General features: G+C 56.6%; 21 protein-coding genes. 15 read left to right on the top strand and 6 right to left on the bottom strand.

The window, feature by feature from the left end; translation table 11 throughout:
• Positions 1-11 precede the first annotated feature (11 nt).
• A complete protein-coding gene (gene larB, locus IQ273_RS13340; protein ID WP_194023667.1) occupies positions 12-800 on the bottom strand; it encodes a nickel pincer cofactor biosynthesis protein LarB in 789 nt (262 codons plus the stop codon).
• Between the two features lie 280 nt (positions 801-1,080).
• On the opposite strand from larB, the gene IQ273_RS13335 reads away from it, so the two are divergent.
• Positions 1,081-1,443 carry a hypothetical protein gene (locus tag IQ273_RS13335; protein WP_194023666.1) on the top strand — a complete coding sequence of 121 codons (363 nt, stop codon included), beginning with the start codon at positions 1,081-1,083 and terminating at the stop codon, positions 1,441-1,443.
• 130 nt (positions 1,444-1,573) lie between these two features.
• On the opposite strand, the gene IQ273_RS13330 is transcribed toward IQ273_RS13335, so the two are convergent.
• Positions 1,574-2,515 (bottom strand): phosphoribulokinase, encoded by a 942-nt coding sequence (locus tag IQ273_RS13330; protein ID WP_194023665.1) that lies wholly within the window; start codon positions 2,513-2,515, stop codon positions 1,574-1,576.
• A 274-nt stretch (positions 2,516-2,789) separates the two neighbouring features.
• Here IQ273_RS13330 and IQ273_RS13325 point away from each other — a divergent pair, with 274 nt between their 5' ends.
• From IQ273_RS13325 to IQ273_RS13290, 8 genes are all read left to right on the top strand, one after another.
• Positions 2,790-3,422: a hypothetical protein gene (locus IQ273_RS13325; protein WP_194023664.1), complete on the top strand. Its 633-nt coding sequence runs from the start codon at positions 2,790-2,792 to the stop codon at positions 3,420-3,422.
• Positions 3,415-4,995: a glycosyltransferase family 39 protein gene (locus tag IQ273_RS13320; RefSeq protein WP_194023663.1), complete on the top strand. Its 1,581-nt coding sequence runs from the start codon at positions 3,415-3,417 to the stop codon at positions 4,993-4,995. The genes IQ273_RS13325 and IQ273_RS13320 overlap by 8 nt, the downstream gene beginning before the upstream one ends.
• A gap of 152 nt (positions 4,996-5,147) precedes the next feature.
• Complete coding sequence (rimP, locus tag IQ273_RS13315) at positions 5,148-5,618, top strand: ribosome maturation factor RimP (RefSeq protein ID WP_194023662.1); 471 nt, start codon at positions 5,148-5,150, stop codon at positions 5,616-5,618.
• A gap of 92 nt (positions 5,619-5,710) precedes the next feature.
• Positions 5,711-7,201, top strand: a complete 1,491-nt coding sequence (gene nusA, locus IQ273_RS13310) for a transcription termination factor NusA (RefSeq protein WP_194023661.1) — start codon at positions 5,711-5,713, stop codon at positions 7,199-7,201.
• A 20-nt stretch (positions 7,202-7,221) separates the two neighbouring features.
• Complete coding sequence (locus IQ273_RS13305; protein WP_194023660.1) at positions 7,222-7,530, top strand: YlxR family protein; 309 nt, start codon at positions 7,222-7,224, stop codon at positions 7,528-7,530.
• A gap of 304 nt (positions 7,531-7,834) precedes the next feature.
• Entirely contained in the window at positions 7,835-10,864 is a 3,030-nt protein-coding gene (gene infB, locus IQ273_RS13300) for a translation initiation factor IF-2 (protein ID WP_194023659.1), read from the top strand.
• 85 nt (positions 10,865-10,949) lie between these two features.
• A complete protein-coding gene (locus IQ273_RS13295) occupies positions 10,950-11,996 on the top strand; it encodes a low-complexity tail membrane protein (RefSeq protein WP_194023658.1) in 1,047 nt (348 codons plus the stop codon).
• Between the two features lie 210 nt (positions 11,997-12,206).
• The gene (locus IQ273_RS13290) at positions 12,207-12,407 is read left to right on the top strand and encodes a hypothetical protein (RefSeq protein ID WP_194023657.1); all 201 of its coding nucleotides are present in this window, start codon (positions 12,207-12,209) and stop codon (positions 12,405-12,407) included.
• 1 nt (position 12,408) lies between these two features.
• Here IQ273_RS13290 and IQ273_RS13285 read toward each other — a convergent pair whose 3' ends face one another.
• Positions 12,409-13,398, bottom strand: a complete 990-nt coding sequence (locus tag IQ273_RS13285; RefSeq protein ID WP_194023669.1) for an NAD-dependent epimerase — start codon at positions 13,396-13,398, stop codon at positions 12,409-12,411.
• Between the two features lie 207 nt (positions 13,399-13,605).
• Between IQ273_RS13285 and IQ273_RS13280 the strand changes: the two genes are divergently transcribed.
• The 4 genes from IQ273_RS13280 to IQ273_RS13265 all read left to right on the top strand — a co-directional run bounded on the left by IQ273_RS13280 (position 13,606) and on the right by IQ273_RS13265 (position 18,291).
• Positions 13,606-15,759, top strand: a complete 2,154-nt coding sequence (locus IQ273_RS13280) for a polyribonucleotide nucleotidyltransferase (RefSeq protein WP_194023656.1) — start codon at positions 13,606-13,608, stop codon at positions 15,757-15,759.
• A gap of 106 nt (positions 15,760-15,865) precedes the next feature.
• Positions 15,866-16,627, top strand: coding sequence for a DUF4886 domain-containing protein (locus IQ273_RS13275; protein WP_194023655.1), 762 nt, complete (start codon positions 15,866-15,868; stop codon positions 16,625-16,627).
• A gap of 116 nt (positions 16,628-16,743) precedes the next feature.
• The gene (gene tpiA / locus IQ273_RS13270; protein WP_194023654.1) at positions 16,744-17,469 is read left to right on the top strand and encodes a triose-phosphate isomerase; all 726 of its coding nucleotides are present in this window, start codon (positions 16,744-16,746) and stop codon (positions 17,467-17,469) included.
• A 147-nt stretch (positions 17,470-17,616) separates the two neighbouring features.
• Positions 17,617-18,291 carry an ROK family protein gene (locus IQ273_RS13265; protein ID WP_194023653.1) on the top strand — a complete coding sequence of 225 codons (675 nt, stop codon included), beginning with the start codon at positions 17,617-17,619 and terminating at the stop codon, positions 18,289-18,291.
• A gap of 27 nt (positions 18,292-18,318) precedes the next feature.
• On the opposite strand, the gene IQ273_RS13260 is transcribed toward IQ273_RS13265, so the two are convergent.
• On the bottom strand, positions 18,319-19,083 hold the full coding sequence (locus IQ273_RS13260) for a pentapeptide repeat-containing protein (protein WP_194023652.1): 765 nt from the start codon (positions 19,081-19,083) through the stop codon (positions 18,319-18,321).
• A gap of 294 nt (positions 19,084-19,377) precedes the next feature.
• Here IQ273_RS13260 and IQ273_RS13255 point away from each other — a divergent pair, with 294 nt between their 5' ends.
• Both IQ273_RS13255 and IQ273_RS13250 read left to right on the top strand, forming a co-directional pair.
• Positions 19,378-20,136 (top strand): hypothetical protein, encoded by a 759-nt coding sequence (locus IQ273_RS13255; RefSeq protein WP_194023651.1) that lies wholly within the window; start codon positions 19,378-19,380, stop codon positions 20,134-20,136.
• Between the two features lie 213 nt (positions 20,137-20,349).
• On the top strand, positions 20,350-21,366 hold the full coding sequence (locus IQ273_RS13250; RefSeq protein ID WP_194023650.1) for a pentapeptide repeat-containing protein: 1,017 nt from the start codon (positions 20,350-20,352) through the stop codon (positions 21,364-21,366).
• 52 nt (positions 21,367-21,418) lie between these two features.
• Here IQ273_RS13250 and ruvB read toward each other — a convergent pair whose 3' ends face one another.
• Both ruvB and IQ273_RS13240 read right to left on the bottom strand, forming a co-directional pair.
• A complete protein-coding gene (gene ruvB / locus IQ273_RS13245; protein ID WP_228052968.1) occupies positions 21,419-22,612 on the bottom strand; it encodes a Holliday junction branch migration DNA helicase RuvB in 1,194 nt (397 codons plus the stop codon).
• Between the two features lie 69 nt (positions 22,613-22,681).
• Positions 22,682-22,891: a hypothetical protein gene (locus IQ273_RS13240; protein WP_194023649.1), complete on the bottom strand. Its 210-nt coding sequence runs from the start codon at positions 22,889-22,891 to the stop codon at positions 22,682-22,684.
• Between the last annotated feature and the right edge of the window lie 123 nt (positions 22,892-23,014).

Below are 23,014 nucleotides of genomic sequence, written 5' to 3'. Positions count from 1 at the left end.
CATCCACTCGCCTACTCCCCCACTCCTCTGCCGCCCAGTCGTGCCCCGGTCCGCAAAATTTGCCCCGCCAACACCGCTGCCCCAAACCCGTTGTCAATGTTGACTACGCCAATGCCCGCTGCACATGAATTGAGCATGGTCAGCAGGGCCGACAGACCATTAAAGCTGGCCCCATAGCCCACGCTGGTGGGCACCGCCACAATCGGGCAGTCGGCTAGGCCCGCTACAACGCTGGGCAGCGCCCCCTCCATGCCAGCGACCACAATCAGCACATCCATATCGCGAATGAGCTGGCGGTGGTGCAGCAGGCGATGCAGCCCGGCGACCCCCACATCCCACAGGCGCTTGACGGTAAACCCACACAGCTCGGCGGTAATAGCGGCTTCTTCAGCCACCGGGAGGTCGGCGGTGCCCGCCGTGAGCACCCCAATGGTGCCAGGGTGCTGAGCAGCCCGGTTTAAGGGTACCAGGGCGCAGATGCGGGCCATATCGTAGTACAGCGCCCCTGGAATCTGCTGTTGCACCTGGGCATAGACCTCAGGTTCAATACGGGTGGCCATCACCACTGGGTTGTGTTGATGCAGACTACGCATAATCTGCACGATTTGGTGCACCGTTTTGCCCGGCCCCCAGATCACCTCTGGAAAGCCGGTACGCAGGCTGCGATGATGATCGACTTTAGCAAAGTCGTCGATGGGTTCAAAGCCAAGATATTTGAGCTGGTCGAAGGCAGCATCGGAGCTAAGCTGCCCTTGGGAAACAGCGTTGAGTAAAGCGCGCAGGGCGTCAGGCTGGGTCACAGAGAAAATAGTTTGGGAAAATGTCACAGGGTTGACATATCCAGGCTACCTCAGTGACATACTCCACCCGTACATTAATTATTAATCGTTCACTCCTCAACACCCCTAAGCGCCGGCGGCAAGCCCTCGGCGCTTTTTATTGTCTATAGGGACAGGAAAGGTATCCGGAAACCGGAGGGGCAATTTGTAATAAGTAACCAGGCCGTGACGCATGAGCCCGCCGCTGGCTGTAGCAGTGTACCCAAGAACGGCATCTGTTGTGACGTTAAGTGTAATTCCTATGAAACGGCATCTATACGCGATCGCCCTGGCCAGCCTGGGCCTCGTTTCTCTCACTCTGCCTGCGATCGCTCGGCCCGAGATTGCCAGCGGAGACCAGCTTTTAGAGACTAATGTAGAAGGCTGCCTAAACCGGGCCGATCGGTTGATCAGCGGCCTGGGGGTAGAATCTGACCAGGGCGGCATTGACCGCACTGGCTACTTCGAAGACGGCAGCTTTCGTGTTCTGTGCTACGGGGCTGGCGACGCTAACAGTCTGGCTGTTGTCTTTGCTACCCACGATCAGTCGGCAGAGGTTGCCTCCGGCTTCATTCAAATGATGTTGACCGAGCTGTCCCAGGCTGAGGCTGTATCTCAGCAGTAGGTGCTTTTGATCCGTACAGCTGCAAGGGGGGTTGACTAAGTCACCCCCCCTTGCAATCTCAGAGATAGGTATGAATCAAAGGTTTAACACCGCTCACATAGGTAGACGGTGAGTTTGCCTTTTGGTATCTCTAGGTGTAGATGTTGGCCGCTTTGAGCATGTGGTAAGTAATCAGCAGCTGGGTCAGCGCTAGCGGGTAGCTTTGTAGGGTTTCGCCCGTGGTGCCCACCACCTTGCCAATGTCGGTGTTGCCCTCAATACTGCAAAACTTGCCCAGGTAAGGGATTTCGCCACACAAGGTGCGCTCTAGCTCTTGGACAGGCTTTTCGGTGGCGTGGCCATCGATTTCGAGCACGTCTACGGGCTTGCCCATGTCGCGATCGAGACCCATGCGCACCGCATCGCTGAGAGAGCCGCCGTTTTTATCTTCAAGCAGGTGGGTGAAGTCGGGGTGAGGAATGGTGGGTCGCATTACTAACCGCACGTTGAGCAGCAGTTCATCCTCGCTTTTTTCGTTTTCGGGGGGGTAGAAACTGACTACCACGTCAGCCCACTGGCGCTGGGGACGAATGAAGGCTTCAGAGTCTTCTTCTCGCGCTTTGATTTGATCGATTACTTCTTCAGGGGTGTAGCCACGCTTGCGGGTGTCGCGCTTAATCTTCCAATTAGCGCGCAGGTCTTCAGGCGGGGCCAGGTAGACCTTCACATCGTAGGCGTCGCGGCAGGCCCGGGTTGAGTAGCCCAGCAACCCTTCGACAATTACAAAGCGCTTGGGCTCAATGTATTCGGGTGCGTCAAACCCACCGCTAGTGTGGTTGTAGATGGGCTTGAGGATGGGCTGCCCGGTACGCAGCAGGCCCAGGTGTTGTTGAATAATGTCGATGTAGTTGCAGTCAGGGTGCAGGGCCGAAATGGCCATTTCTTTACGCTGTTTGCGATCGTAGCGATGGTAGTCGTCCGTGCAGATGGTAGTGACCTGGTCTTCGCCTAGAATTTGGGCAATACCCCGCGTCAGGGTTGTTTTGCCTGCGGCGCTATCGCCCACAATACCGAGGATTACCGGACGACTCATGAATTCCTCCAGGGTTTTAGAACCAGTGGTTAGTTTACCTATTGTAGGAACTAGGGGGTTCTCTCACAAATATTTGTGGCCCTGCGTACAGTAATCGCTCTGACAGTTCTCGCTGTGCTGATGGGGTTAAGGGTTTTATTGGGTTGGGCAAAGAGAGTTCTGCCAGGCTTAGATTCTGAAAAATTAGTTCCGATAGCCTGGAGCCAGGGTAACCCTCGCCAGGTTCGATAAAATGCAGGGAACACTACGTTGACCCGTACTTTCGGTAGATAGCATGGCGACTCACCCCAACCAGTACGAAACGCTGCTCTCGGTCTGCACCGACCACGAAGGCGCGTTAGAACTGCTCAAGCGCCATCGCCCCTACCTGGAGGCGGTACCCAGTATGCGGCGGCCCGAAGAAAGCTTGATCACGCTGCCCCTGCCCAATGTGCGGGTGCGCGATGCGGTGCACCTGAACCCCCACGGGGATGGTATACCGCCTGGTGCGGTGGTAACGCTACCCTGCGATGTCGCCCTGCTAATGTGCGACCCTGAGTGGAAAATCAAAACGGGCGTCGAAATATTTGTTTATATTCACCGCCCCCTGGAAGATTTTTCCGATTTGCTGATGCGCTGGCGGCACACGCAAATTTTGATCGATCGCGGCTATGAGTGGCTGCTGCCCCAAAAATACCAGCACCTGCTCAGCGACGGCACCGATAAAAGCCATCCTCTGTTCGTGGTGTTTCCTGAAACACCGAGTCACATTTTGCAGGGGCTGCAGGGGGCGGGCCTGCCCACGGTCATTCTGCCCTTCGACGCCGTGGTCGAAGACCCGATTGAAACCTCCAGTACGCTCGACATTGGCGACATTCCAGAGCTAGACGACATCGACACCAGCGCCTTAGAATCACCCGATGAGTAAACGCTGGGTTCTGTTTCAGTCTCCGATTTGGCACTGGGGACGCTGGTTTTTGCTGGGATTTTTGGTTCTGCGCGTCGGCTTTTGGCTGATCGCGTTTCCGAACCCCGACGAAGCCTACTACTGGCTCTGGGGGCAGCGACCGGGTTTTTCCTACTACGACCACCCGCCCTTTCACGCCTGGGTGCAGGGACTATTTGCGGTCCTGGGACGATCCACCCTAGTGCTGCGGCTGCCCAACGCCATCAGCAGCGGCATTTTAGGGGTTACGTTCTACCACATCTGCCGATACCTCTACGGTGAGCAGGGCCGCGATCGCGTCTGGCTGGTCGTCTTGCTGGGTCTGTCATCGCCGCTATTGTTTTGGTATCTGGGCCTGGCCTGGCACGATCACTGGCTGGTCACCTTTGCGGTGATCAGCAGCTTTTTGTTTGTGCGCTACGTGGATGAGGCCGTCAAAAATCCTGGTATTGGCGGGAACAGTCAAAACCTGTACGGGGCCGCTCTGTTTTTAGGTCTAGCCGGGCTGTGCAAGTACAACGCGCTATTTGTTGGGCTGGGCTTTTTAGCCCTGATTGTGACCGACAAAAAACGGTGGCTACTGCTGCGCGATCGCCGCCTCTATCTGGCCCTGGGGCTGCTCTTGCTAGTACTCTCGCCCATTCTGATCTGGAATATTCAGCACGACTTTTTTTCGTTTCGCTTTTACCGCGATCGCACTGCTGGCGGCAGCCTCAGCCTCAACCTGCTACAGCCCCTGGTCTTTCTGACCCTGTGCGGCCTCATTCTCGGCCCCATCCAAACCTGGAGCATTGGCCGTCTGCTGGGCAAGCGCGGCCAAACCGCCATCACCCGCACCTCCTGCTACCCAGCCCTAGCGCTGTGGATCTTTGGCCTCTCCACCGCCGCTTTTACAGCCCTCTCGACTGTTTCGGTCGCCCTGTTCTACTGGAATATTTTGGCCTACCCGCTGCTGCTGCCGCTGCTGAGCGATCGGTTTTATCGACCCGAGGGAGCAAAACTGGTGCGGGCTGGGCAGCTGGCGATCGCCCAGGGTTTGGGCCTCTTTGCAGCCACAGCCTTAGTTGGCTACTACACCGTCATTCCCTTCAGCATCTTCTTTGGCGCAACTGACCCCGATGGCGCAGCTCTCTTCGGCTGGCCCCAGGTAGCCCAGGAGGTCATCGCTCAGGCTCAAAGCCTGGATGATCCCCTCCTACTCACCACTGACTACCGCTCGGCCTCAGCCCTGGCTTATACCCTAGACAACCCCAACGTACTCGCCATCTCAGGCCGTCTTGACCAGTTTGACTTTTGGTACGATGCCGCCGCTCTAGGCGATCGCGATGCCGTGCTGCTGGGCGAAACCTGGCACCCCATCTGCCCCACCCATCTGGCTATGTTTGAGCGAGTAGACCCACCCAAAACGCTCGAAGTCCGCCGCTTTGGCCATCTGCTGCAAACCTACCAAATTGTCCGAGGCTACGGCTTTAAAGCGGGGCCAGAGGGGTATCCGCTCAGCCCAGACTATCCCCTGGCGTTTACCGGCAACGGTGAACAGTGTTTGCCCAAATAATTAGGGGAGAATACGGCTGACCTACTTCATTACCGCCACAATCCGCTAAAATGATAAAGCTCAAGCCCTCGCGGGTTTGGGCTCCTTTAGCAGTAATGTTTTGGGAGGTGGGTCAAGGCCCACTTTTTTATTGGCATTCTTTCAAGTATCAGATGGTACATCCCCTTATTCCCCAGGTGCTGGAACTGGCGGCCCCCGTTGCTCAGGAGCTAGGGCTAGAAGTGGTTGAAGCAGTTTTTCACACCAACCAGTCTCCCCCGGTGCTGCGCATTGATGTGCGCAGTTTAGAAAACGAAGATACCGGCCTAGATGACTGCGAAAAGATGAGCCAGGCCCTTGAGGCTGTGCTGGATACTACCGACGTCATCCCTGATACCTATGTGCTGGAGGTGTCAAGCCCAGGGGTTTCTGCTGGCCTAGAAACCGATCGCGACTTTGTAGTGTTCAAGGGGTTTATGGTCGAAGTCGCCTTGAGTGAAGCGCACAAGGGCAAACAGCTGTGGGTCGGCCAGTTGGTGCGCCGCGACGATGACGCTGTCGTGCTCAGCCAAAAAGGAAAGGCTATTACCCTACCCCGCCACCTGGTGACCAAGGCGGAGTTGAGTGACCAAAGCCCCGACTAGAGGCTCTACCCGCACCGTCAGACCGCCGCATTCAGTTTTTGAGATTGACCCAGTTTTATTGCTTAGATTTATTGCCTAGAGGTGAGTAGGTTATGTCGCTAGTAAGTCTGCCAAATTTGCAGGAGATGATCGATGTCATTAGCCGCGAGCGCAATCTGCCCAAGCACGCGGTTGAGAATGCCCTGAGAGAGGCCCTGCTCAAAGGATACGAGCGCTACCGCCGCACCCGCGAAATCGACACCCATTTCGACGAAGAGTACTTTGACAACTTTGATATCGAGCTAGACGTCGACGACTACGACGACCAGGGCTTCCGGGTACTGGCCACCAAAACCATCGTCGACGAAGTCACTAGCCAAGACCACGAAATTGCCCTGTCCGAGGTGCGCGAAGTGGCCCCCGAGGCTCAGGCGGGCGACACGGTGGTGCTCGATGTCACCCCAGATCAGCGAGACTTTGGCCGGATGGCGGCCATTCAAACTAAGCAGGTACTGGCCCAAAAGCTGCGCGATCAGCAGCGTAAGCTCGTTCAAGAAGAGTTTCAAGACCTCGAAGGCAGCATTCTCTCGGCGCGAGTGCTGCGGTTTGAGCGTCAGTCGGTGATTATGGCGGTCGTCAGCGGCGTGGGCCAGCCTGAGGTCGAAGCCGAGCTACTCAAGCGCGACCAGTTGCCCAACGACAACTACCGCGCCAATGCCACCTTCCGCGTAGCGCTCAAGAAGGTCTCCGAAGGGTCTCACCGAGGCCCACAATTGCTGGTTTCGCGGGCCGATGCAGCACTCGTGGTCGAGCTATTCACCAACGAAGTGCCCGAAATTGAAGACGAAATTGTCCGTATTGTGGCCGTGGCTCGCGAGGCCAACCCCCCGTCTCGTTCGGTTGGCCCCAGAACTAAAATTGCTGTAGACACCCTAGAGCGCGATGTAGATCCGGTAGGGGCCTGTATTGGGGCGCGGGGATCACGCATTCAGGTGGTGGTCAACGAGCTGCGGGGTGAGAAAATTGACGTCATTCGCTGGTCGCCCGACCCAGCTACCTACATCTCTAACGCCCTTAGCCCCGCCCGCGTCGACGAGGTGCGCCTGGTCAATCCTGACGATCGCCAGGCCCACGTGCTGGTGCCCGAAGATCAGCTCAGTCTAGCGATCGGCAAAGAGGGCCAAAACGTGCGTTTGGCCGCTCGTCTGACCGGTTGGAAAATTGATATCAAAGACTCTGGCAAGTACGACTATGAAGAGGAAGACCGCAAAATTGCCAATCTAATTGCGGCCAAAGAAGCGGCGGCGGCCGAAGCCGCTGAGTTGGCAGCTGAGGAGGCTGAGGCCGCGGCGTGGAAAGCAGCAGCAGCAGCAGAATGGGCTGCAGCAGAGGCCCGTGCAGCAGGCCTAGAGGTTGACGAACCCTCTGATGACGCAGGCCCAGAAGCAGCACTTCCCGCCCAACCTGAAGCCGCTGACCCAGAGCCAGTAGAACCAGTGGCCATAGCCGCCGATCTGGATGAAGGTCTGGATGAATCTGAAGCCGCCGATCTGGATGAAGAGGTGGATGAGGAAACCCCGGAAGCGGCAGCAGAGGAAGAGTAACGATCTGGAGTAGGTCACCGATGCAACCCAACTATCGACGCTGCGCAAGCTGTCGGCGGGTCGGCCCCAAGGCCGAATTTTGGCGACTGGTGCGGGTTTATCCAGACCGCACGGTGTGCCTGGGAGAAGGCATGGGGCGTTCAGCCTATCTATGCCCTCGGGCCGACTGCTTGCGCCAGGCTCAAAAGAAAGGGCGGCTGGGGCGCGCACTCAAAGCCAATGTACCCGAGGAAATGTACCAAACCCTCTGGCAGCGCCTAGAAGCAGCGCCAGAAAGAACAGCGCCAGAAAATTCGGACAGGGTTCCAGGCCAGCCCTTAACCCAATAGCTTTCAGTAAAACCTATGATGTAATCAGGAGCCCTAACCAAAAATTTTTGCAAATGAATCGTTCTTAGGGGCGATCCCTCTGAGATTCTGTTCATTGGGGAAGCAACTGATTACACTCATAGTATGGGTATCTGAACTGACCCCTCTTGGCGTCAGTAAACTTGCTTAGGGTCCCATGTCCACCTAGCCTTGGTTTACAATGCCTTGCTAGGGCTAACGTATCCGTCAGAATGGTTTGATGTCGTTTTGTTGGACGAAGCAGGTTGGATTATGTAACAAGCTTGACTAGCGTAGGGAGTTGTGGATGAACGGCAAAGTGAGAATTTACGAGTTGTCGAAGGAATTGAATTTGGATAACAAAGACATCTTGGCGATCGCAAGTCGCCTCGATATTGCCGTGAAGAGTCACAGCAGCACCATCGCTGAGTCAGAAGCCGATCAAATTCGCTCGGCGGCGCTTCAGGCGCGCACGAGCGGTGGCCCCAATCGGCCCGATCGACCTCGCCCGGCAGCACCGGTTAAAAATGGTGCTCGTCCTGAGCGTAAGCAGCAAATTTTAGAAATTCGTCGGCACCGGGTTACCCCCAAGTCTGGCGCTGAGGCCGTCGCCCCGACTGCGCCCAGTGCCCCGGCCCCATCGGCACCGGCTCCCCAGGAAAAGCCCGCGCGGCCCAGCAACGATAACCTATCCAAGCCACCCAGTCGGCCCGGGGTTACTCCACGCAGCAGCCAGGTTGACGAACAGCCCAAGCCTCCGGTTGCACCCAGTCGTCCTACCCCCGCTGCCCCGGCTGAGGCCAGCAGCGAAACCGTTGAGCGTCCGGCAGCACCGCCGATAAAGCCTAAGCCAGAGTTGGTCAGCCCGGTGTCGCGATCGCGGCCTGAGGTTGACGATCGCCCCGCCGATGCCCCTGAGGCTGTACGGCCTCCGCGCCCCGTCATTCGCCGCGATCGCAGCAGTAGCCCCCCCGACCGCCCGACTGAAGGTGCAGCGCGTCCCACCATTCCCATTCGCGAAATTGATGCCGACGAAGACGTCCCTCGGCTGAAGCCCAAACCCAAGCTGCGGCGGCCCAACGCCGATGCTGAGACGGCCAGAGCCGAAACAGCCCGCACCGAGCCAGCCGCTGGCAGTGATTCTTCCATCTCTGTGATTGGGGTAGGCGGTCTCGATGAATCGCAGCCTCGCCGCCCCTCACCGCCTCGTCATAAGCGCGAAGAACGCGAAGACGAGGATGACGACCAGAAAATGCGGGAAAAAGCCAGCAAGGTCGGTAAGACCAAGCGCCGTGGCCAGGGCGTGCTGGGCGAAGACGAAGAAGACCTCGACGTATTGGTTGACGAGCTAGGGGACGACGACGGCCAAGTCACCGATGCTCAAAATTTGAGCGTCTCGCTGGCTCGTCCGCCTAAGCCTAAGAGCGCAGGCGGTGCCAAGCCGTCATCGCCAACCGTGAAGAGCCACAAGCCTCAGCACCGCGACAGCAGCAGCAGTGGTGGTCGCTCTCGCCGTGGTCGTCGTGGCGAGTCTCAGCCAACTCAGGAGCGTCCCGAATTCATCATTCTCTCCGAAGGGCTGACGGTACACGAGCTGTCTGAGCAAATTCTGGTACCCGAAACCGAGCTGATCAAATCGCTCTTCTTCAAGGGCATTGCAGCCAACATCAACCAAACTCTCGACATCGAAACCGCCAAAATGGTGGCCGAGGAGTTCGAGGTCATGGTCGAAACTAGCCAGGTTGAATCGGAGGCCAAGAAGGTCACCGAAATGATCGACGAGGCCGACCTCGAAAGCCTCCAGCGTCGGCCACCCGTGGTGACCATCATGGGTCACGTTGACCACGGTAAAACCACCCTGCTTGACTCTATCCGCAAGACCAAGGTGGCCCAAGGCGAAGCTGGTGGTATTACCCAGCATATCGGTGCTTACCACGTCGATATCGATCATGCGGGCACATCTCATCAAATCGTCTTCCTAGATACCCCTGGTCACGAGGCCTTCACGGCTATGCGGGCACGGGGTACGCGGGTTACCGACATTGCCATTCTGGTGGTGGCGGCAGACGATGGCGTACGCCCGCAAACCATCGAGGCGATTAGTCATGCCAAGGCGGCCGAGGTGCCGCTGATTGTGGCTATCAACAAAGTCGACAAAGAGACCGCCAACCCCGATCGCGTCAAGCAAGAGCTGATGGAGCATGGCCTCGTACCCGAGGAATGGGGTGGCGACACCATTATGGTGCCGGTTAGCGCCCTGGCCGGCGACAACCTCGACAGCCTGCTGGAAATGATCGTGTTGGTGGCCGAAGTCGAAGATCTCCAAGCCAATCCTGATCGCCTCGCTCGCGGTACTGTCATTGAGGCGAACCTCGACAAAGCTCGCGGCCCGGTGGCAACGCTACTGATTCAGAACGGCACCCTGCGGGTAGGCGACTCTCTAGTGGCTGGTCCCATCCTGGGCAAAGTCAAGGCTATGCTCGACGATCGCCTGCAGCGGGTTCAGGTAGCTGGCCCCTCCTTTGCTGTGGAGGTGCTAGGTCTTAACGACGTACCCGCCGCTGGGGATGAGTTTGAGGTCTACACCGATGAGAAGACCGCTCGGGCTGTGGCCGACAAGCGCATGCTTGAGCAACGTCAGTCTCGTCTACAGCAGTCGATGGCCTCCCGTCGCGTTACCCTCAACACTATCTCTGCTCAGGTGCAGGAGGGCGATCTCAAGGATCTCAACCTGCTGCTCAAGGCTGATGTGCAAGGGTCGATTGAAGCCATTCTGGCAGCGCTACAGCAGCTGCCCCAAAACGAAGTGCAGATTCGGGTGCTGCTGGCCGCTCCTGGCGAAATCAGCGAAACCGACGTCGATCTGGCAGCAGCCAGTGGTGCCGTCATCATCGGCTTCAACACCACGCTGGCACCTGGGGCACGGCAGTCTGCCGATCGCCAGGGCGTCGATGTGCGTGACTACGAGGTGATCTACAACCTGCTCGACGATATCCAGGGTGCCATGGAGGGTCTGCTAGAGCCCGAAATGGTCGAAGAGCCTCTGGGTCAGGTGGAAGTACGGGCCGTATTCCCAGTGCGCAAAGGGGCCGTAGCAGGCTGCTATGTGCTCTCGGGCAAGGTGACTCGTAACTGCAACCTGCGGGTGGTGAGAGGTGGCGAGGTGGTCTACACCGGCAAACTCGACTCCCTCAAGCGCATGAAAGAAGACGTCAAAGACGTGGCGTCTGGGTTCGAGTGCGGCATCGGCATCGACAACTTCAGCGACTGGAAGGAAGGTGACATCATTGACGCCTACCGTCTGGTTACGAAGCGTCGCACCCTGGCGATGGCCTAGGCAACTTGCTGGGCGTAGCTGCCCAGCGTTGCCTGTAAGCACCCAACAAAATCCGATGACGATGTACATAACAACGGAGTAGGCAATGGCACCCTGGCGCTACGATCCATACCTGTGGGTACATTTGGCCGGTTTGGCTACTGTGCCCCTGTGGATCGACCTGTGCCTGATGGGACTGGCGGTGGGTAACCCCACCCTGCCAGGCCTAGAGTTGGGTCTGATGGTTGGACTAGGGGTACTACCAGTGCTGGTGATGCAGCTGCGCCGCCCCTTCTACATCTTTAGCCTGCCGGGGATAGCCTTGCGCCCTGCCGTCCTAAACCATGACCAGGGCCACATGCTGACCCAGTTTCGCCAGTGGCGGGTACGGTTAGGGGCACTACTGGTACCTGTACCGCTGGTATGGGTATTGGTGAAGCTCTACCCCCTGGCATTTTTAGCTCGTGACATCACCCCCTTTGGCGACTGGGGGCGAATTGGCGGCATTGCGATCGCAATTGTGGGCTTTTTCTTAGCCAATCTGTTCTTACAAGTGCCCGTAGCTGTGCTACAGGTACTAGCTACACCCGACCGTCGTATGGCGGCGGTTCTGCCCTACCCCACCGAGGCTATAGCCGCCAACTTTAGCTGGCTGGGCCTATCGGTGGGTAAGCTTCTGCCCAGCCTGACCAATCAGGATTCAACTCCTCAAGCCGAGCAAGATGTTGAAACTGACAACGAAGCTGTACGGCTAAAGCATCAAGACTCAGAACATCAAGACTCAGAGCATCAAGACCCAGAGCTTCTAGGTCTGAATCACCAAATCTCAACAACCATAGAACCACTGGACATAGATATTCCTCCGGCGGTTCATGCCACCGAGGCTGCGCATCTAGCCATCTCCCCCGTGCCCACGGAGACGTCCTCAGCGTTAGCCAGTCATCACAAAGTAGCCGTGGCAGAAAACCTGGGAGAAGAAGCTGGAGAAGGGATAGATAACGCAGAAACAGATGATCACGCGGCGATAGATGACTCTATCAGTAAAGGCTCAGCCCCGCGTCATCCTGAGGTTGACGACATAGAAGAAGCATCCTCTCCCGAATTGGTGAGCCGCTCAGAGCCGTGGCCCATTGCCGCTGATGCCTACCCCTAAGCTGGACAGGGGAAGATCACAATATTTATAGATATTTTTCAATCCTTGAGACTGTGGTTTTTGTCACAATAGCGGTGGAACGGTTGCGCTATCTTGTATTAGTGGTTGTCTAATCAATCGGGGTTTTGCTGGCTCGCCGGTTGATTGAACCGCCCCGAACGTTGATATGACCTCAAGGTTTAACGTCATCTAGATTTTTTAGAGGCAGCTATGGCCATAATTCGCTCCGCAAGCTCCACACAGCTTTCTGACCATGCCCAAATTTGGTATAGCCTCAAGTGCGCGATCGCCAGCAGCTCTGGCTTCAAGAGCTGGAAGGGCGAACTCCGTAGTGCTGAGACTGAAACAGCCTCACTCGACCAGCTGGTGCGCCGCTACCTGCGTGAAACTCTAGAGACTCTGGCTTACTAAGCTAGACGCCGTAGTATTGCCTGTACCATGCCACAAACCGCTCGATACCCACCTCAAGCGGAGTGCTAGGCGCAAAGCCCACATCCGCCATCAGATCACTCACATCAGCGTAGGTGGCAGGTACATCTCCCGGCTGCATCGGACACATAATCGTTTGGGCCGTTTTGTCCAAGGCAGCTTCAATCACCTGAATGAAGCGCAGCAGCTCTACTGGCTGATGGTTGCCGATATTGTAAATTTTGTAGGGAGCCTGGCTATCGCTGTCAGATTGAGTCCCCCCAGCAGGAACGTGCGCCATTACTCGCACCACCCCTTCTACAACATCGTCCACGTAGGTAAAATCGCGCTTCATTTGGCCCTGGTTGAAGACCTGAATGGGGCGATCGCCCAAAATTGACTCAACGAACTTAAAGTAGGCCATATCGGGCCGCCCCCAGGGGCCGTAGACCGTAAAAAACCGCAGCCCTGTGGTCGGAATTTGGTACAGGTTGCTGTAGGCATGAGCCATCAGCTCATTGGCTTTTTTAGTAGCAGCGTATAGCGATACCGGGTAATCGACCCGATCATCCACCGCAAACGGCACTTTGCGGTTGGCCCCATACACCGAGCTGGATGACGCAAAGACCAGGTGGTCGACCCCCATCAGGCGGCACCCCTCCAACACATTGAGAAACCCGGAAAGATTGCTGTCAGCATAGGCAAAAGGGTTTTCCAAGGAGTAGCGCACCCCCGCCTGTGCTGCTAGGTGCACGACGTACTGAAAGCGATGGGTACGAAACAGGGCCAGCATGCCCTCGCGATCGAACAGATCGAGTTGCTCAAAGGTAAAGCCCTCGTCAGGAGTGAGCTGGGCCAGGCGATCGCGCTTTAGGCTCACATCGTAGTAGTCATTGAGATTATCAATGCCATAGACCTGCTGGCCGCTATCTAATAGCCGCCGAGCTACAAATGAGCCAATAAATCCTGCTACCCCAGTCACCAGTACAGCGATAACCGTAGCCTCCTAGGGCGAGTCGTTTGCATCTAGAAATTTCATCCAAAATAACGCCAGTAGCCGACAGTTTCAGCCTCAAAATCTTAAGTCTTTTGCCTAATTTTGGCTCTGGGGACCCTTACTATCAGCCATAGCCGCCATCGGTGCTACGATCAAGCGTAAAGAAGCCAAAAGAATGGTAAGAGAGAAAGGACGTAGTCGTACATGCAAGAATTTGAAAAAACAATATCCTTTGGTGGTCGCGATATTCACCTAAGGGGTGGACTGTTGGCTCCTCAAGCCGGGGGCGCAGTGCTAGTGCAGTCGGGAGAAACAGCCGTTTTGGTCACGGCAACCCGCTCGGCAGGACGTCAGGGCATCGACTTTTTGCCCCTGCTGGTTGATTACGAAGAGCGCCTTTATGCCGCCGGGCGAATTCCTGGCGGATTTTTGCGTCGGGAGGGTCGCCCCCCAGAGCGCGCTACCCTTATTTCTCGACTGATTGACCGGCCTATGCGGCCACTCTTCCCTCAGTGGATTCGCGATGACATTCAAATTGTCGCCACCACTCTGGCCATGGATGAGCATGTGCCCCCCGATGTACTGGCGGCAACTGGCGCTTCGATCGCGGTGCTACTGGCCAAAATTCCCTTTTATGGCCCTATGGCGGCTGTGCGCGTGGGTCTGGTGGGCGACGATTTCATCATCAACCCCACCTATAAAGAAGTCGAAACCGGCGATCTAGACCTGATCGTCGCGGGTTCTCCCGATGGCGTCATTATGGTTGAGGCCGGAGCCAACCAACTGCCGGAGGCCGACGTCATTGAAGCGATCGACTTCGGCTATGAGGTAGTGCAAGACCTGATCAAAGCTCAGCTAGAGCTAATTAAAGAGCTGGGTATTGAGATTGCTACCGAGCAAGAACCTGAGACCGATCCGACTCTGGCTACCTTCATTGAAGAAAAAACCGCCGCGGCCATCAAAGAGGTCCTGAAGCAATTTAGCCTCACCAAGCCCGAGCGCGACGAAAAGCTAGACGCCATTAAAGAAGAGCTAGCTACCGCCATTGACGGCTTGGAAGACGACAACCCGGTCAAGGTAGCGGTGGCTGAGAACGGCAAAGCCCTGGGTAACACCTATAAGTCAGTCACTAAAAAGCTGATGCGGCAGCAGATCCTCGACGAGAAGGTGCGGGTCGATGGCCGTCAGCTCGATGAAGTACGCCCGATTTCGTGTCAGGTGGGGCTGTTGCCCAAGCGCGTGCACGGTACCGGGCTGTTTCGGCGCGGGCTGACCCAGGTGATGTCGGTGACCACCCTGGGCACCCCTGGCGATGCCCAAATGATGGATGACCTCCATCCTGATGAAGAGAAGCGCTACCTGCACCACTACAACTTCCCCCCCTACTCGGTGGGCGAAACTCGGCCCATGCGATCGCCCGGTCGCCGTGAAATTGGTCACGGTGCCCTAGCCGAGCGAGCGCTGGTGCCGGTGCTGCCCCCCAAAGAAGAGTTCCCCTACGTCATTCGGGTTGTGTCGGAGGTGTTGTCCTCCAATGGATCTACCTCAATGGGGTCGGTGTGTGGCTCCACCCTGTCGCTGATGGATGCCGGGGTGCCCATCACCAAGCCGGTCAGCGGTGCCGCCATGGGTCTAATTAAGCAAGGCGAAGACGTTCGCATTCTCACCGATATCCAGGGCATCGAAGACTTCTTGGGCGATATGGACTTCAAAGTCGCTGGTACCGACACCGGTATTACCGCTTTGCAGATGGATATGAAAATCACCGGCTTGCCCATGAAGGTGATTGCCGACGCCGTCAACCAGGCCAAGCCCGCTCGGCTGCACATTCTAGAGAAAATGCTGGCTACCATCGATACCCCCAGAACGGAGCTATCGCCCTACGCCCCCCGCCTGATCAGCTTTAAGATTGACCCCGAGATGATCGGCATGGTGATTGGCCCCGGCGGCAAGAAGATCAAAGGAATTACCGAGCAAACGGGAGCCAAAGTCGACATCAACGACGACGGCACGGTTACCGTGTCTTCCATCGAAGGCGAAAAGGCTCTCCAGGCCAAAGCGCTAATCGAGGCCATTGTCTTCAAGCCCGCCGCAGGCGACGTCTTTGTGGGCAAGGTAACCCGCGTTATTCCCATCGGGGCCTTTGTGGAGTTTATGCCCGGCCAGGAGGGCATGATTCACATTTCGCAGCTAGCCGACTACCGAGTGGCCAAGGTTGAAGATGAAGTCAACGTTGGCGATGAAGTGATCATTAAGGTGCGTGAAATTGATGGTCGCGGTCGTATCAACCTGACCCGCCTCAATATTCACCCCGACGAGGCCGCTGCTGCCCGTGCTGCTACTGCCGCGCGAGCCTAGGTTGGCCAAGCGGGGAACTCCCATAGGGCAATGTAGACAGAGATTCCCTGCACCCAACCTAAAATGGCGCAGTGCGTGAAACTGCGCTTTTCAGGAGAACTGGACGATGGCTAACCGGTTGAGACAGGTCCAAGCTATCGTTCAGTTTTTTGTGCTGCTGAGTGGGGTAGCGATCGCAATAGGGGCTTGCCAAATCCACCTCTCCGTTGGCGAACCACGCTTTGAATTGGGGCGATCGCCCATACGCATTTTATTTGTGGGCAATAGCCTCACTTACTACAACGGCGGCATTGACCATCACTTGAAAAAGCTAGAACCTAGCCTTCAAATCCAAAGCGTTAGCGAACCCGGTTATTCCTTTAAAGATCACGCTCGTTCTGAAGCGACCTTGAATACCATTCGCGGAGGCAACTGGACCTACGTCATTCTGCAAGACCAAAGCCAACTACCGGTGATTAACCCGTCCTTTACGGAATACTATGCCAAGGTACTCAACCAGGAAATTCGCCGTAGCGGGGCGGAACCTGTTTTGATGATGACCTGGGAACGTCAGGACAGCCTGGCACAGGGAGTGACTACCAAAAACCTGTCTACCGCCTATGGCACTCTAGGAGCAACCCTCGATGCTAGGGTTGCTCCCGTTGGCTTGGCCTTTGGCCTCTCTCGCCAGGCCTGGCCCCTGCTGGAACTGGCTGCCCCCGATGCTCATCCCACGCTTTATGGTACCTATCTGGCCGCCTGTGTGCTGTACGGGTTTTTGTTAGAGCGTAACCCTGTGGGTAATCCCTATCGAGATGCCGATATTTCGGCTGATATTGCCGCCTATCTGCAACGCCGCGCCGCAGAGACCCTTGGCTACGAGGACTAACCCCCAAGGCTCTAGGTTGCGAACCGCTGCGGGAAATCGAATTTGATCCGGGGGCCTTTACTTAGTAGGATGCAGTGATGCAAGTTGATATGTACAACCCTCGGCTTTGAACTACCGTGCGAAAAATTGTTATTGCTGGCAACTGGAAAATGTACAAGACCCAGGGCGAAACCCTGGATTTTCTACGCCATTTTTTGGGGCAACTGACCGACACCCCTGACGGGCGCGAAATCGTACTGTGTGCGCCATTTACGGCCCTAGGAGCACTGTCTAAAAGTCTGCATGGAGCCAGAATTAAAGTAGGTGCCCAAAATATTCACTGGATGTCCGAAGGTGCATTTACCGGTGAGATCTCAGGAGATATGCTGCGAGAACTGGGAGTGCGCTACGTGATCGTGGGCCACAGCGAGCGCCGCCAGTACTTTGCCGATACCGATGAAACCGTAAATATGCGCCTACAGGCCGCTCAGAAGTGCGGCCTTACCCCAATTTTGTGCGTAGGTGAAACCAAAAGCCAGCGCGATGCTGGCGAAACTGAGGCGGTGATTGCCAACCAGATTGAAAAGGGCCTGGTGGATATTGACCAAAACAATTTAATTGTTGCCTACGAGCCAATCTGGGCGATCGGCACTGGTGACACCTGCGAATCTGCCGATGCCAACCAGGTGATTGGCGGCATTCGCAAGCTACTCAAAAATCCCGATGTCACCATTCAGTACGGCGGCTCGGTCAAACCCAGCAATGTCGATGAGCTCATGGCTCAACCGGAGATTGACGGGGCTTTAGTCGGAGGGGCCAGCCTTGACCCCGAAAGCTTTGCGCGCATTGTCAACTTTCAGTAACTTGAGAACTTGTTTCTGCCCTACTTTCTAAAGTCATACTGGTGAAACCGGAGCACTTGAGCGCCGAAACCTAGAATGAGTGAACGCCCGGCACTAGCAGAGGGCGCTAGTCTAGCGAACTTGTTTGAGGCATTCATAGGGGTGACCATGAACGTACTGGTGGTAGATGTCGGCGGTAGCAACGTCAAGATTTTAGCGACAGGCCAAACCGAAGCTCGCAAGTTTGCCTCTGGCCCCACTATGTCGCCAGAGGCTATGGTCGCCGGAGTCAAGGAACTAGCTAGCGATTGGGCCTATGATGCCGTGGCGATTGGCTATCCTGGACTGGTGTCCAAGGGTGTGGTTACCAAAGAACCCCATAACCTGGCTCCCGGCTGGATCGGGTTTGATTTTGAAGCGACTTTCGGCTGCCCGGTGCGCATTATTAACGATGCAGCCATGCAGGCCTTGGGCAGCTACGAAAGCGGCACTATGCTCTTTTTAGGTCTGGGGACTGGGCTGGGGTCGGCCATGGTGGTAGAAGGGGTGGTCGTGCCTTTAGAACTGGCTCACCTGCCCTACAAAAAGGGTACTTATGAGTACTACCTTGGCAAGCGTGCTCTGGAGCGTTTGGGCAAAAAGAAGTGGCGTGAGTACGTAGAAACGTGTGTGAGTCAGCTAACGGCAGCTCTACAGCTTGATGATGTTGTGATCGGTGGTGGTCAGATCAAGGTGCTGAAAGAACTACCGGCAGGCTGCCGCCCCGGCCACAACAGCAATGCTTTTGTGGGTGGATTTCGCCTTTGGGAACCAGGCCGAGAACGTTTTACCGCCACGGCCTAGGCTGCCAATCAGCAATACCGTATAGCGCTAGGGGGTCGGCTGATCGGCGACGCTTTCTGGGCGGCTGGCATCGCAGCCCTGGGAGGGGTTAACGGGCTGAATATAGCCCTGGTTATAGGTGATGCCATCGGGCATGGTGGCAAACTCCAGCCGTGCCCCGGTGAGGTTAGCGTTAGTTAAATCAGCTTGGTAGAGATCGGCATAGCGCAGATCAGCCCCGCGTAGATCGGCGTTAGATAGGTCGGCCTGGCGCAAAATTGCGCCGTAGAGGCTGGCCTCTGAGAGATTGGCCTGGCGCAGTTGAGCTGAACACAGGGCGGCATCGCGCAGTTCGGCCTGGGTGAGTGAGGCATTAGTCAGGTCGGCTTTGACCAGGCTGGTATGGAGCATTTGAGCCTGGCTCAGATCGGCCTGCACCAAAATAGCCTCTGAGAGGTCGGCCCCCTGGAGATTCACACGATGCAGGGTGGCTTGGGTGAGGTTGGCTTGGTGCAGCACGGCATTGATCAGCTGGGTGCCGGTCAGATTGGCCTCGGCCATATTGGCCTCTCGAAAATTTTGGTTGCTGAGGTCTTGGCCACTGAGGTCGGTTGCCTCTAGGTTACACCGTTGACAGCGGCGCTGCCCCAAGGGTTCGCTGCGCGAATTGGAGGGTGCTCGTGCCGCCGCCACCGTTTCTGTAGCTGCATCTGGGATTTGGTAGCGGCTCAGTTGGTCGCGCGCCACCCGCAAAGCAGTCGGCGTAATGGCTGTTAACAGCACCAGCAGGCTGACTAATATATTCCACCGCATAGGCTAAGCCGGAAAGCCGGTTAAGAGAGATTGCACTCCAATCATCAGCGCTGTCGTGGGCAATCAGGACTGCCAGCATCAAGTTGCGATAGCGGCTGACATGTTTTTCATAAAGGACATCCAACCGTTTCTAAGCAGCACCGGCATAGCCGTATAAATACGTAGACAAGCGCAAGGTTTCATCAAAGTATCACAGAGTACTGGTAGGGAATTCGCAGATTCTTGTAGGTCTATTGCGTATTCTGAAGGAGATCCCCCAGGGGGGTGCTTGCTCACCTCAGTGTGTTCTCTGTTATGGATAATTCACCTTTTCGTCGGATTGTTTTGCCTGCCTTGCTAGCGTCTAGCGCTGGGTTTGCAGCCTTAACCTGGCCGATGGCCTCTGACCATGCGGTGCAGGTTTCGGATCGACTGCCTGAGCCCTTCAGCCATTGGGTTGACTCAGCCCTGATTACCAATCAGCACAAAGAATTTTCGATTCGCTACATCGGCTTTGCCATCTTGTCGAGCGTTGCCATTGGCATTGGCACCGCTGAAGCCATGCGATCGCGCCAGGGGCGATCGCAGCGTCGCCAGAGCTTACTCGATGAGGTGATAGAAGCCACCAGCGATCGCCCGCTGGTTGACCCCGCCGATATAGACTATCCCTCAGCTCAGACCGATACAGAAGCAGCCAGTTTAGCTGAAAACGAGCGTCCTACCCCTACCCTTGACTGGGCCAGTCTGCTACAGAGTACCGCCAAAACCAATCCTCAAGACATGGCCTCAGCCGAGGTCGAGTTTCTCTCTACGACCATAGAAGACCACGCTCTATATCACATTCAAGGGGCCAACCAGCACCACTGCCTGGCTCTTGCCATACAGGGCGAATACTACCGCTACTACCGCAGCCGCCCCAGTCTAGACAAAGCCCAGGGGTTAGTGCAGCAGCTGCAGCAACAGGGTAAAAAAGCGATCGCTACGTTAAATGACAGCGGCTACGTGGTTTGGGTGCATGAGTCAGAACCACCCCAGCAGGCGATTCCGTGGCCCGACCTAGTGGCCGCCCGCTAGGGGCTATCATCCATTAGCCGCTAATGGCCTAAGAATCAGCCGTTACAGCCCCTAGCCTGCCCTAGCCTGTTTTTTGGGGGTCGGGCGTAGCAACGCTGGTCTCCTAAGCATTTTGGCCAGAATTGATAACCCGTCCTAGGGGTGAAAGCCCAATAGGCAAAAGACAGGCGATCGCTAATTATGTCCGTAGGCAACGTTGAGCAGAACATAAGCATGAATCTCAAAACGCTAGAACATCTTTGGACAGCCTTTGTGGAGGGAGAGCGAGATTTCACCGGCATCAATCTGGCCGGGGCCGACCTCAACCACTGGAGCCTAGCCAGAGTTGACTTTTGGGGCGCTGACTTTAGTCGGGCCAACCTCAACCAGGCCAACTTTCGCCGCGCCAACCTCAAGCAGGCTCAATTTAGCAATGCCAATCTATCGGGTGCTGATCTGCGCTGGGCTGACCTGCGAGAAGCGGTGCTCACTGGAGCAGACCTCGATACCGCTCGTCTAGAAGGGGCGCTGTACAATGCTCGAACCCAGTTTCCTGACGGGTTTGACCCTGAGCAGGCTCGGATGTGGCACCTAGAACCAGGGGCAAGCCTAGCGACCAAAGACCTGCGGGAACGCGACCTGGGCGGCACTGACTTGACCGCAGCCGACCTGAGCGGAGCGTTGCTGGTCAAGAGCCAACTGTTTGGGGCTGTGCTGAAAAAGGCTAATCTGCTCAGCGCCCTCATAGGCGATAGCGACTTGCGCTACGCCGACCTGCGGCAGGCCACCCTGATGCTGGCTGACCTGCGCGGGGCCGACCTGCGCCACGCCGACCTGGGTCAGGCCAACCTGATTGGCGCTAACCTGCGGGGTTGTCAACTGGCCACCACCAACCTAGACGGAGCGCTCTACTCTGACAGCACTCAGTTTCCGCGCGGGTTTCAAGTGCCCAAAACCCTGCACCATCTCACTCCAGGGGCATCGTTGTGGGGAGCCGACCTCAGCGGGGCCAGGCTCACCGGGGTAGACCTCAGCGGAGCCAATTTAGCGGGGGCTAACCTCATGCATGCCGACCTATGGGGAGCCTGCCTGGCTAATGCCGACCTGTCGGGGGCCAACCTGCTAGGCACTAACCTGCTGGGCACCGACCTGTCGGGGGCCAACCTCAACCAAACCAATCTCATGCAGGCCATTATTGATCTGCCAGGAGAGCGGGCGGCGATGGTGTCTTTTAATAGTCAAACGGCATGAGGGTGAGTGGGTAAGCTGGGCCTGAAATTTCCGGCATTCCTCAATTCAATGACTACAGCAGCGTCATTTGGCTGCCGTCGTCGGGTAGCCCCTCATCGTAGCCCAAGTGACGGCGAGCAGCGGGGGTCACCATTCGCCCCCTGGGAGTACGCTGTAGATAGCCAATTTGCAGCAGGTAGGGTTCGTAGACCTCTTCAATAGTTTGAGGGTCTTCGCCGGTAGAGGCGGCCATCGTATCGAGGCCAACGGGGCCACCGCCAAAGTTTTCCACCATAACTGAGAGCAGGCGGCGATCGGTCCAGTCGAGACCGCAGGGGTCAACGTTAAACAGCTCTAGGGCTTCCGCCGCCAGGGTCGCCGTTATCGAACCGGCTGCCTTGACCTCGACGTAGTCGCGCACCCGTCGTAGCAGGCGATTGGCAATACGGGGCGTGCCTCGGGCGCGGCGGGCAATTTCTTCGGCTCCAGCGGAGTCGATAGGAGTTTTCAAGACGTCTGCGGTGCGCAACACAATAGGGGTCAGTTCATCAATTTCGTAGAATCGCAGCCGCTGAATCAGACCAAAGCGATCGCGCAGCGGCGAACTTAGCGCTCCCACCCGCGTTGTCGCCCCCACCAAAGTAAACGCGCACAGCGGAATGCTGCGGGTGCGGGCTGACTGCCCCTTACCGATGGTGATATCGAGCCGAGAGTCTTCCATAGCCGGGTATAAAATTTCTTCAGTGACCCGAGGTAGTCGGTGAATTTCGTCAATAAACAGCACATCGCCGGGCTTGAGACTGACCAGCAGACCGGCAATATCGCGGGGACGTTCCAGGGCTGGAGCGGTCGTAATTTTGCAGGTCACTCCCATTTCCTGGGCCAAAATGAGCGCCATGGTGGTTTTACCTAACCCCGGCGGCCCGTAGAGCAGCAGGTGGTCAAGCGGCTCTTGGCGCGACTGAGCCGCCTGAATAGCAATTCCTAGCACCTCTTTCAATGCTGCCTGACCAATGTAGTCCTGCAGGCGCTGGGGTCGCAGGCTGTCTTCTGGGGTTGCCGTTCCGGCTGGCGCATCTGTTGCCGCAACTGGGATCTCAGATTGGATGTCTTCGGGCTGGACATCGCCACCCTTAACTAACGAGAGCAGCGGCTGCAGGGCGGCATCATCGGCAGGCGGTGCCGACAGTTTCGATTTTGCCGCCTTAGACTTTGTCGCCTTGGGCTTGGCCGAGTCGTCGGGAGTATGGGAAGAAACAATGGCCATAGGGGAGCCCAAGGGTCAGCCCCCCCATGATACTGTGGTGCATTTGCACTATCAAGTGATTGGCTAGCCCTACAGCAGAATGAGTAGCACTAGGCCAAAGCCAACAAAGCCCATAATGGCTGAGCCGAGTCCAGACTCGTTAGATTCTGGAGGAATGCTGAGATCTTTTTCAAAGCCGCATTTGAGGCAGTGATACACCGTGGGCTTATATTCCACAATGCTGTGCACACCGCATTCAGGACACTGCACGCTGGGCGGGGTGAGAGTAGGTACAGTCATGGCTACACACCTGATGAATAACGGGCAACCAGAGAAACCTTTAACCCGTCGCGGGGATGACTCCGCAGCCTGGGTTAACGTTCCTTTGCTTAACATCAGGAAACACAGCTTCTAGCATGGGGC

Origin of the sequence: Nodosilinea sp. LEGE 07298 (assembly GCF_015207265.1) — a bacterium.
In the GTDB taxonomy this organism is placed as follows: Bacteria; Cyanobacteriota; Cyanobacteriia; order Phormidesmidales; family Phormidesmidaceae; genus Nodosilinea.
The sequence above is the reverse complement of the archived record's forward strand: the minus strand, read 5'-3'. Positions and strand labels throughout refer to the sequence as shown.

Bases quoted from the DNA above. Each gene is read 5' to 3' on its own strand.
- IQ273_RS13275 (WP_194023655.1), top strand. From the start codon at position 15,866: ATGGCTAACCGGTTGAGACAGGTCCAAGCTATCGTTCAGTTTTTTGTG.
- IQ273_RS13250 (WP_194023650.1), top strand. From the start codon at position 20,350: ATGAATCTCAAAACGCTAGAACATCTTTGGACAGCCTTTGTGGAGGGA.
- IQ273_RS13260 (WP_194023652.1), bottom strand. From the start codon at position 19,083: ATGCGGTGGAATATATTAGTCAGCCTGCTGGTGCTGTTAACAGCCATT.
- IQ273_RS13255 (WP_194023651.1), top strand. From the start codon at position 19,378: ATGGATAATTCACCTTTTCGTCGGATTGTTTTGCCTGCCTTGCTAGCG.
- IQ273_RS13335 (WP_194023666.1), top strand. From the start codon at position 1,081: ATGAAACGGCATCTATACGCGATCGCCCTGGCCAGCCTGGGCCTCGTT.
- IQ273_RS13280 (WP_194023656.1), top strand. From the start codon at position 13,606: ATGCAAGAATTTGAAAAAACAATATCCTTTGGTGGTCGCGATATTCAC.
- IQ273_RS13290 (WP_194023657.1), top strand. From the start codon at position 12,207: ATGGCCATAATTCGCTCCGCAAGCTCCACACAGCTTTCTGACCATGCC.
- IQ273_RS13265 (WP_194023653.1), top strand. From the start codon at position 17,617: ATGAACGTACTGGTGGTAGATGTCGGCGGTAGCAACGTCAAGATTTTA.
- ruvB (WP_228052968.1), bottom strand. From the start codon at position 22,612: ATGGCCATTGTTTCTTCCCATACTCCCGACGACTCGGCCAAGCCCAAG.
- nusA (WP_194023661.1), top strand. From the start codon at position 5,711: ATGTCGCTAGTAAGTCTGCCAAATTTGCAGGAGATGATCGATGTCATT.
- rimP (WP_194023662.1), top strand. From the start codon at position 5,148: ATGGTACATCCCCTTATTCCCCAGGTGCTGGAACTGGCGGCCCCCGTT.
- IQ273_RS13295 (WP_194023658.1), top strand. From the start codon at position 10,950: ATGGCACCCTGGCGCTACGATCCATACCTGTGGGTACATTTGGCCGGT.
- IQ273_RS13325 (WP_194023664.1), top strand. From the start codon at position 2,790: ATGGCGACTCACCCCAACCAGTACGAAACGCTGCTCTCGGTCTGCACC.
- infB (WP_194023659.1), top strand. From the start codon at position 7,835: ATGAACGGCAAAGTGAGAATTTACGAGTTGTCGAAGGAATTGAATTTG.
- IQ273_RS13305 (WP_194023660.1), top strand. From the start codon at position 7,222: ATGCAACCCAACTATCGACGCTGCGCAAGCTGTCGGCGGGTCGGCCCC.
- IQ273_RS13320 (WP_194023663.1), top strand. From the start codon at position 3,415: ATGAGTAAACGCTGGGTTCTGTTTCAGTCTCCGATTTGGCACTGGGGA.
- IQ273_RS13240 (WP_194023649.1), bottom strand. From the start codon at position 22,891: ATGACTGTACCTACTCTCACCCCGCCCAGCGTGCAGTGTCCTGAATGC.
- IQ273_RS13330 (WP_194023665.1), bottom strand. From the start codon at position 2,515: ATGAGTCGTCCGGTAATCCTCGGTATTGTGGGCGATAGCGCCGCAGGC.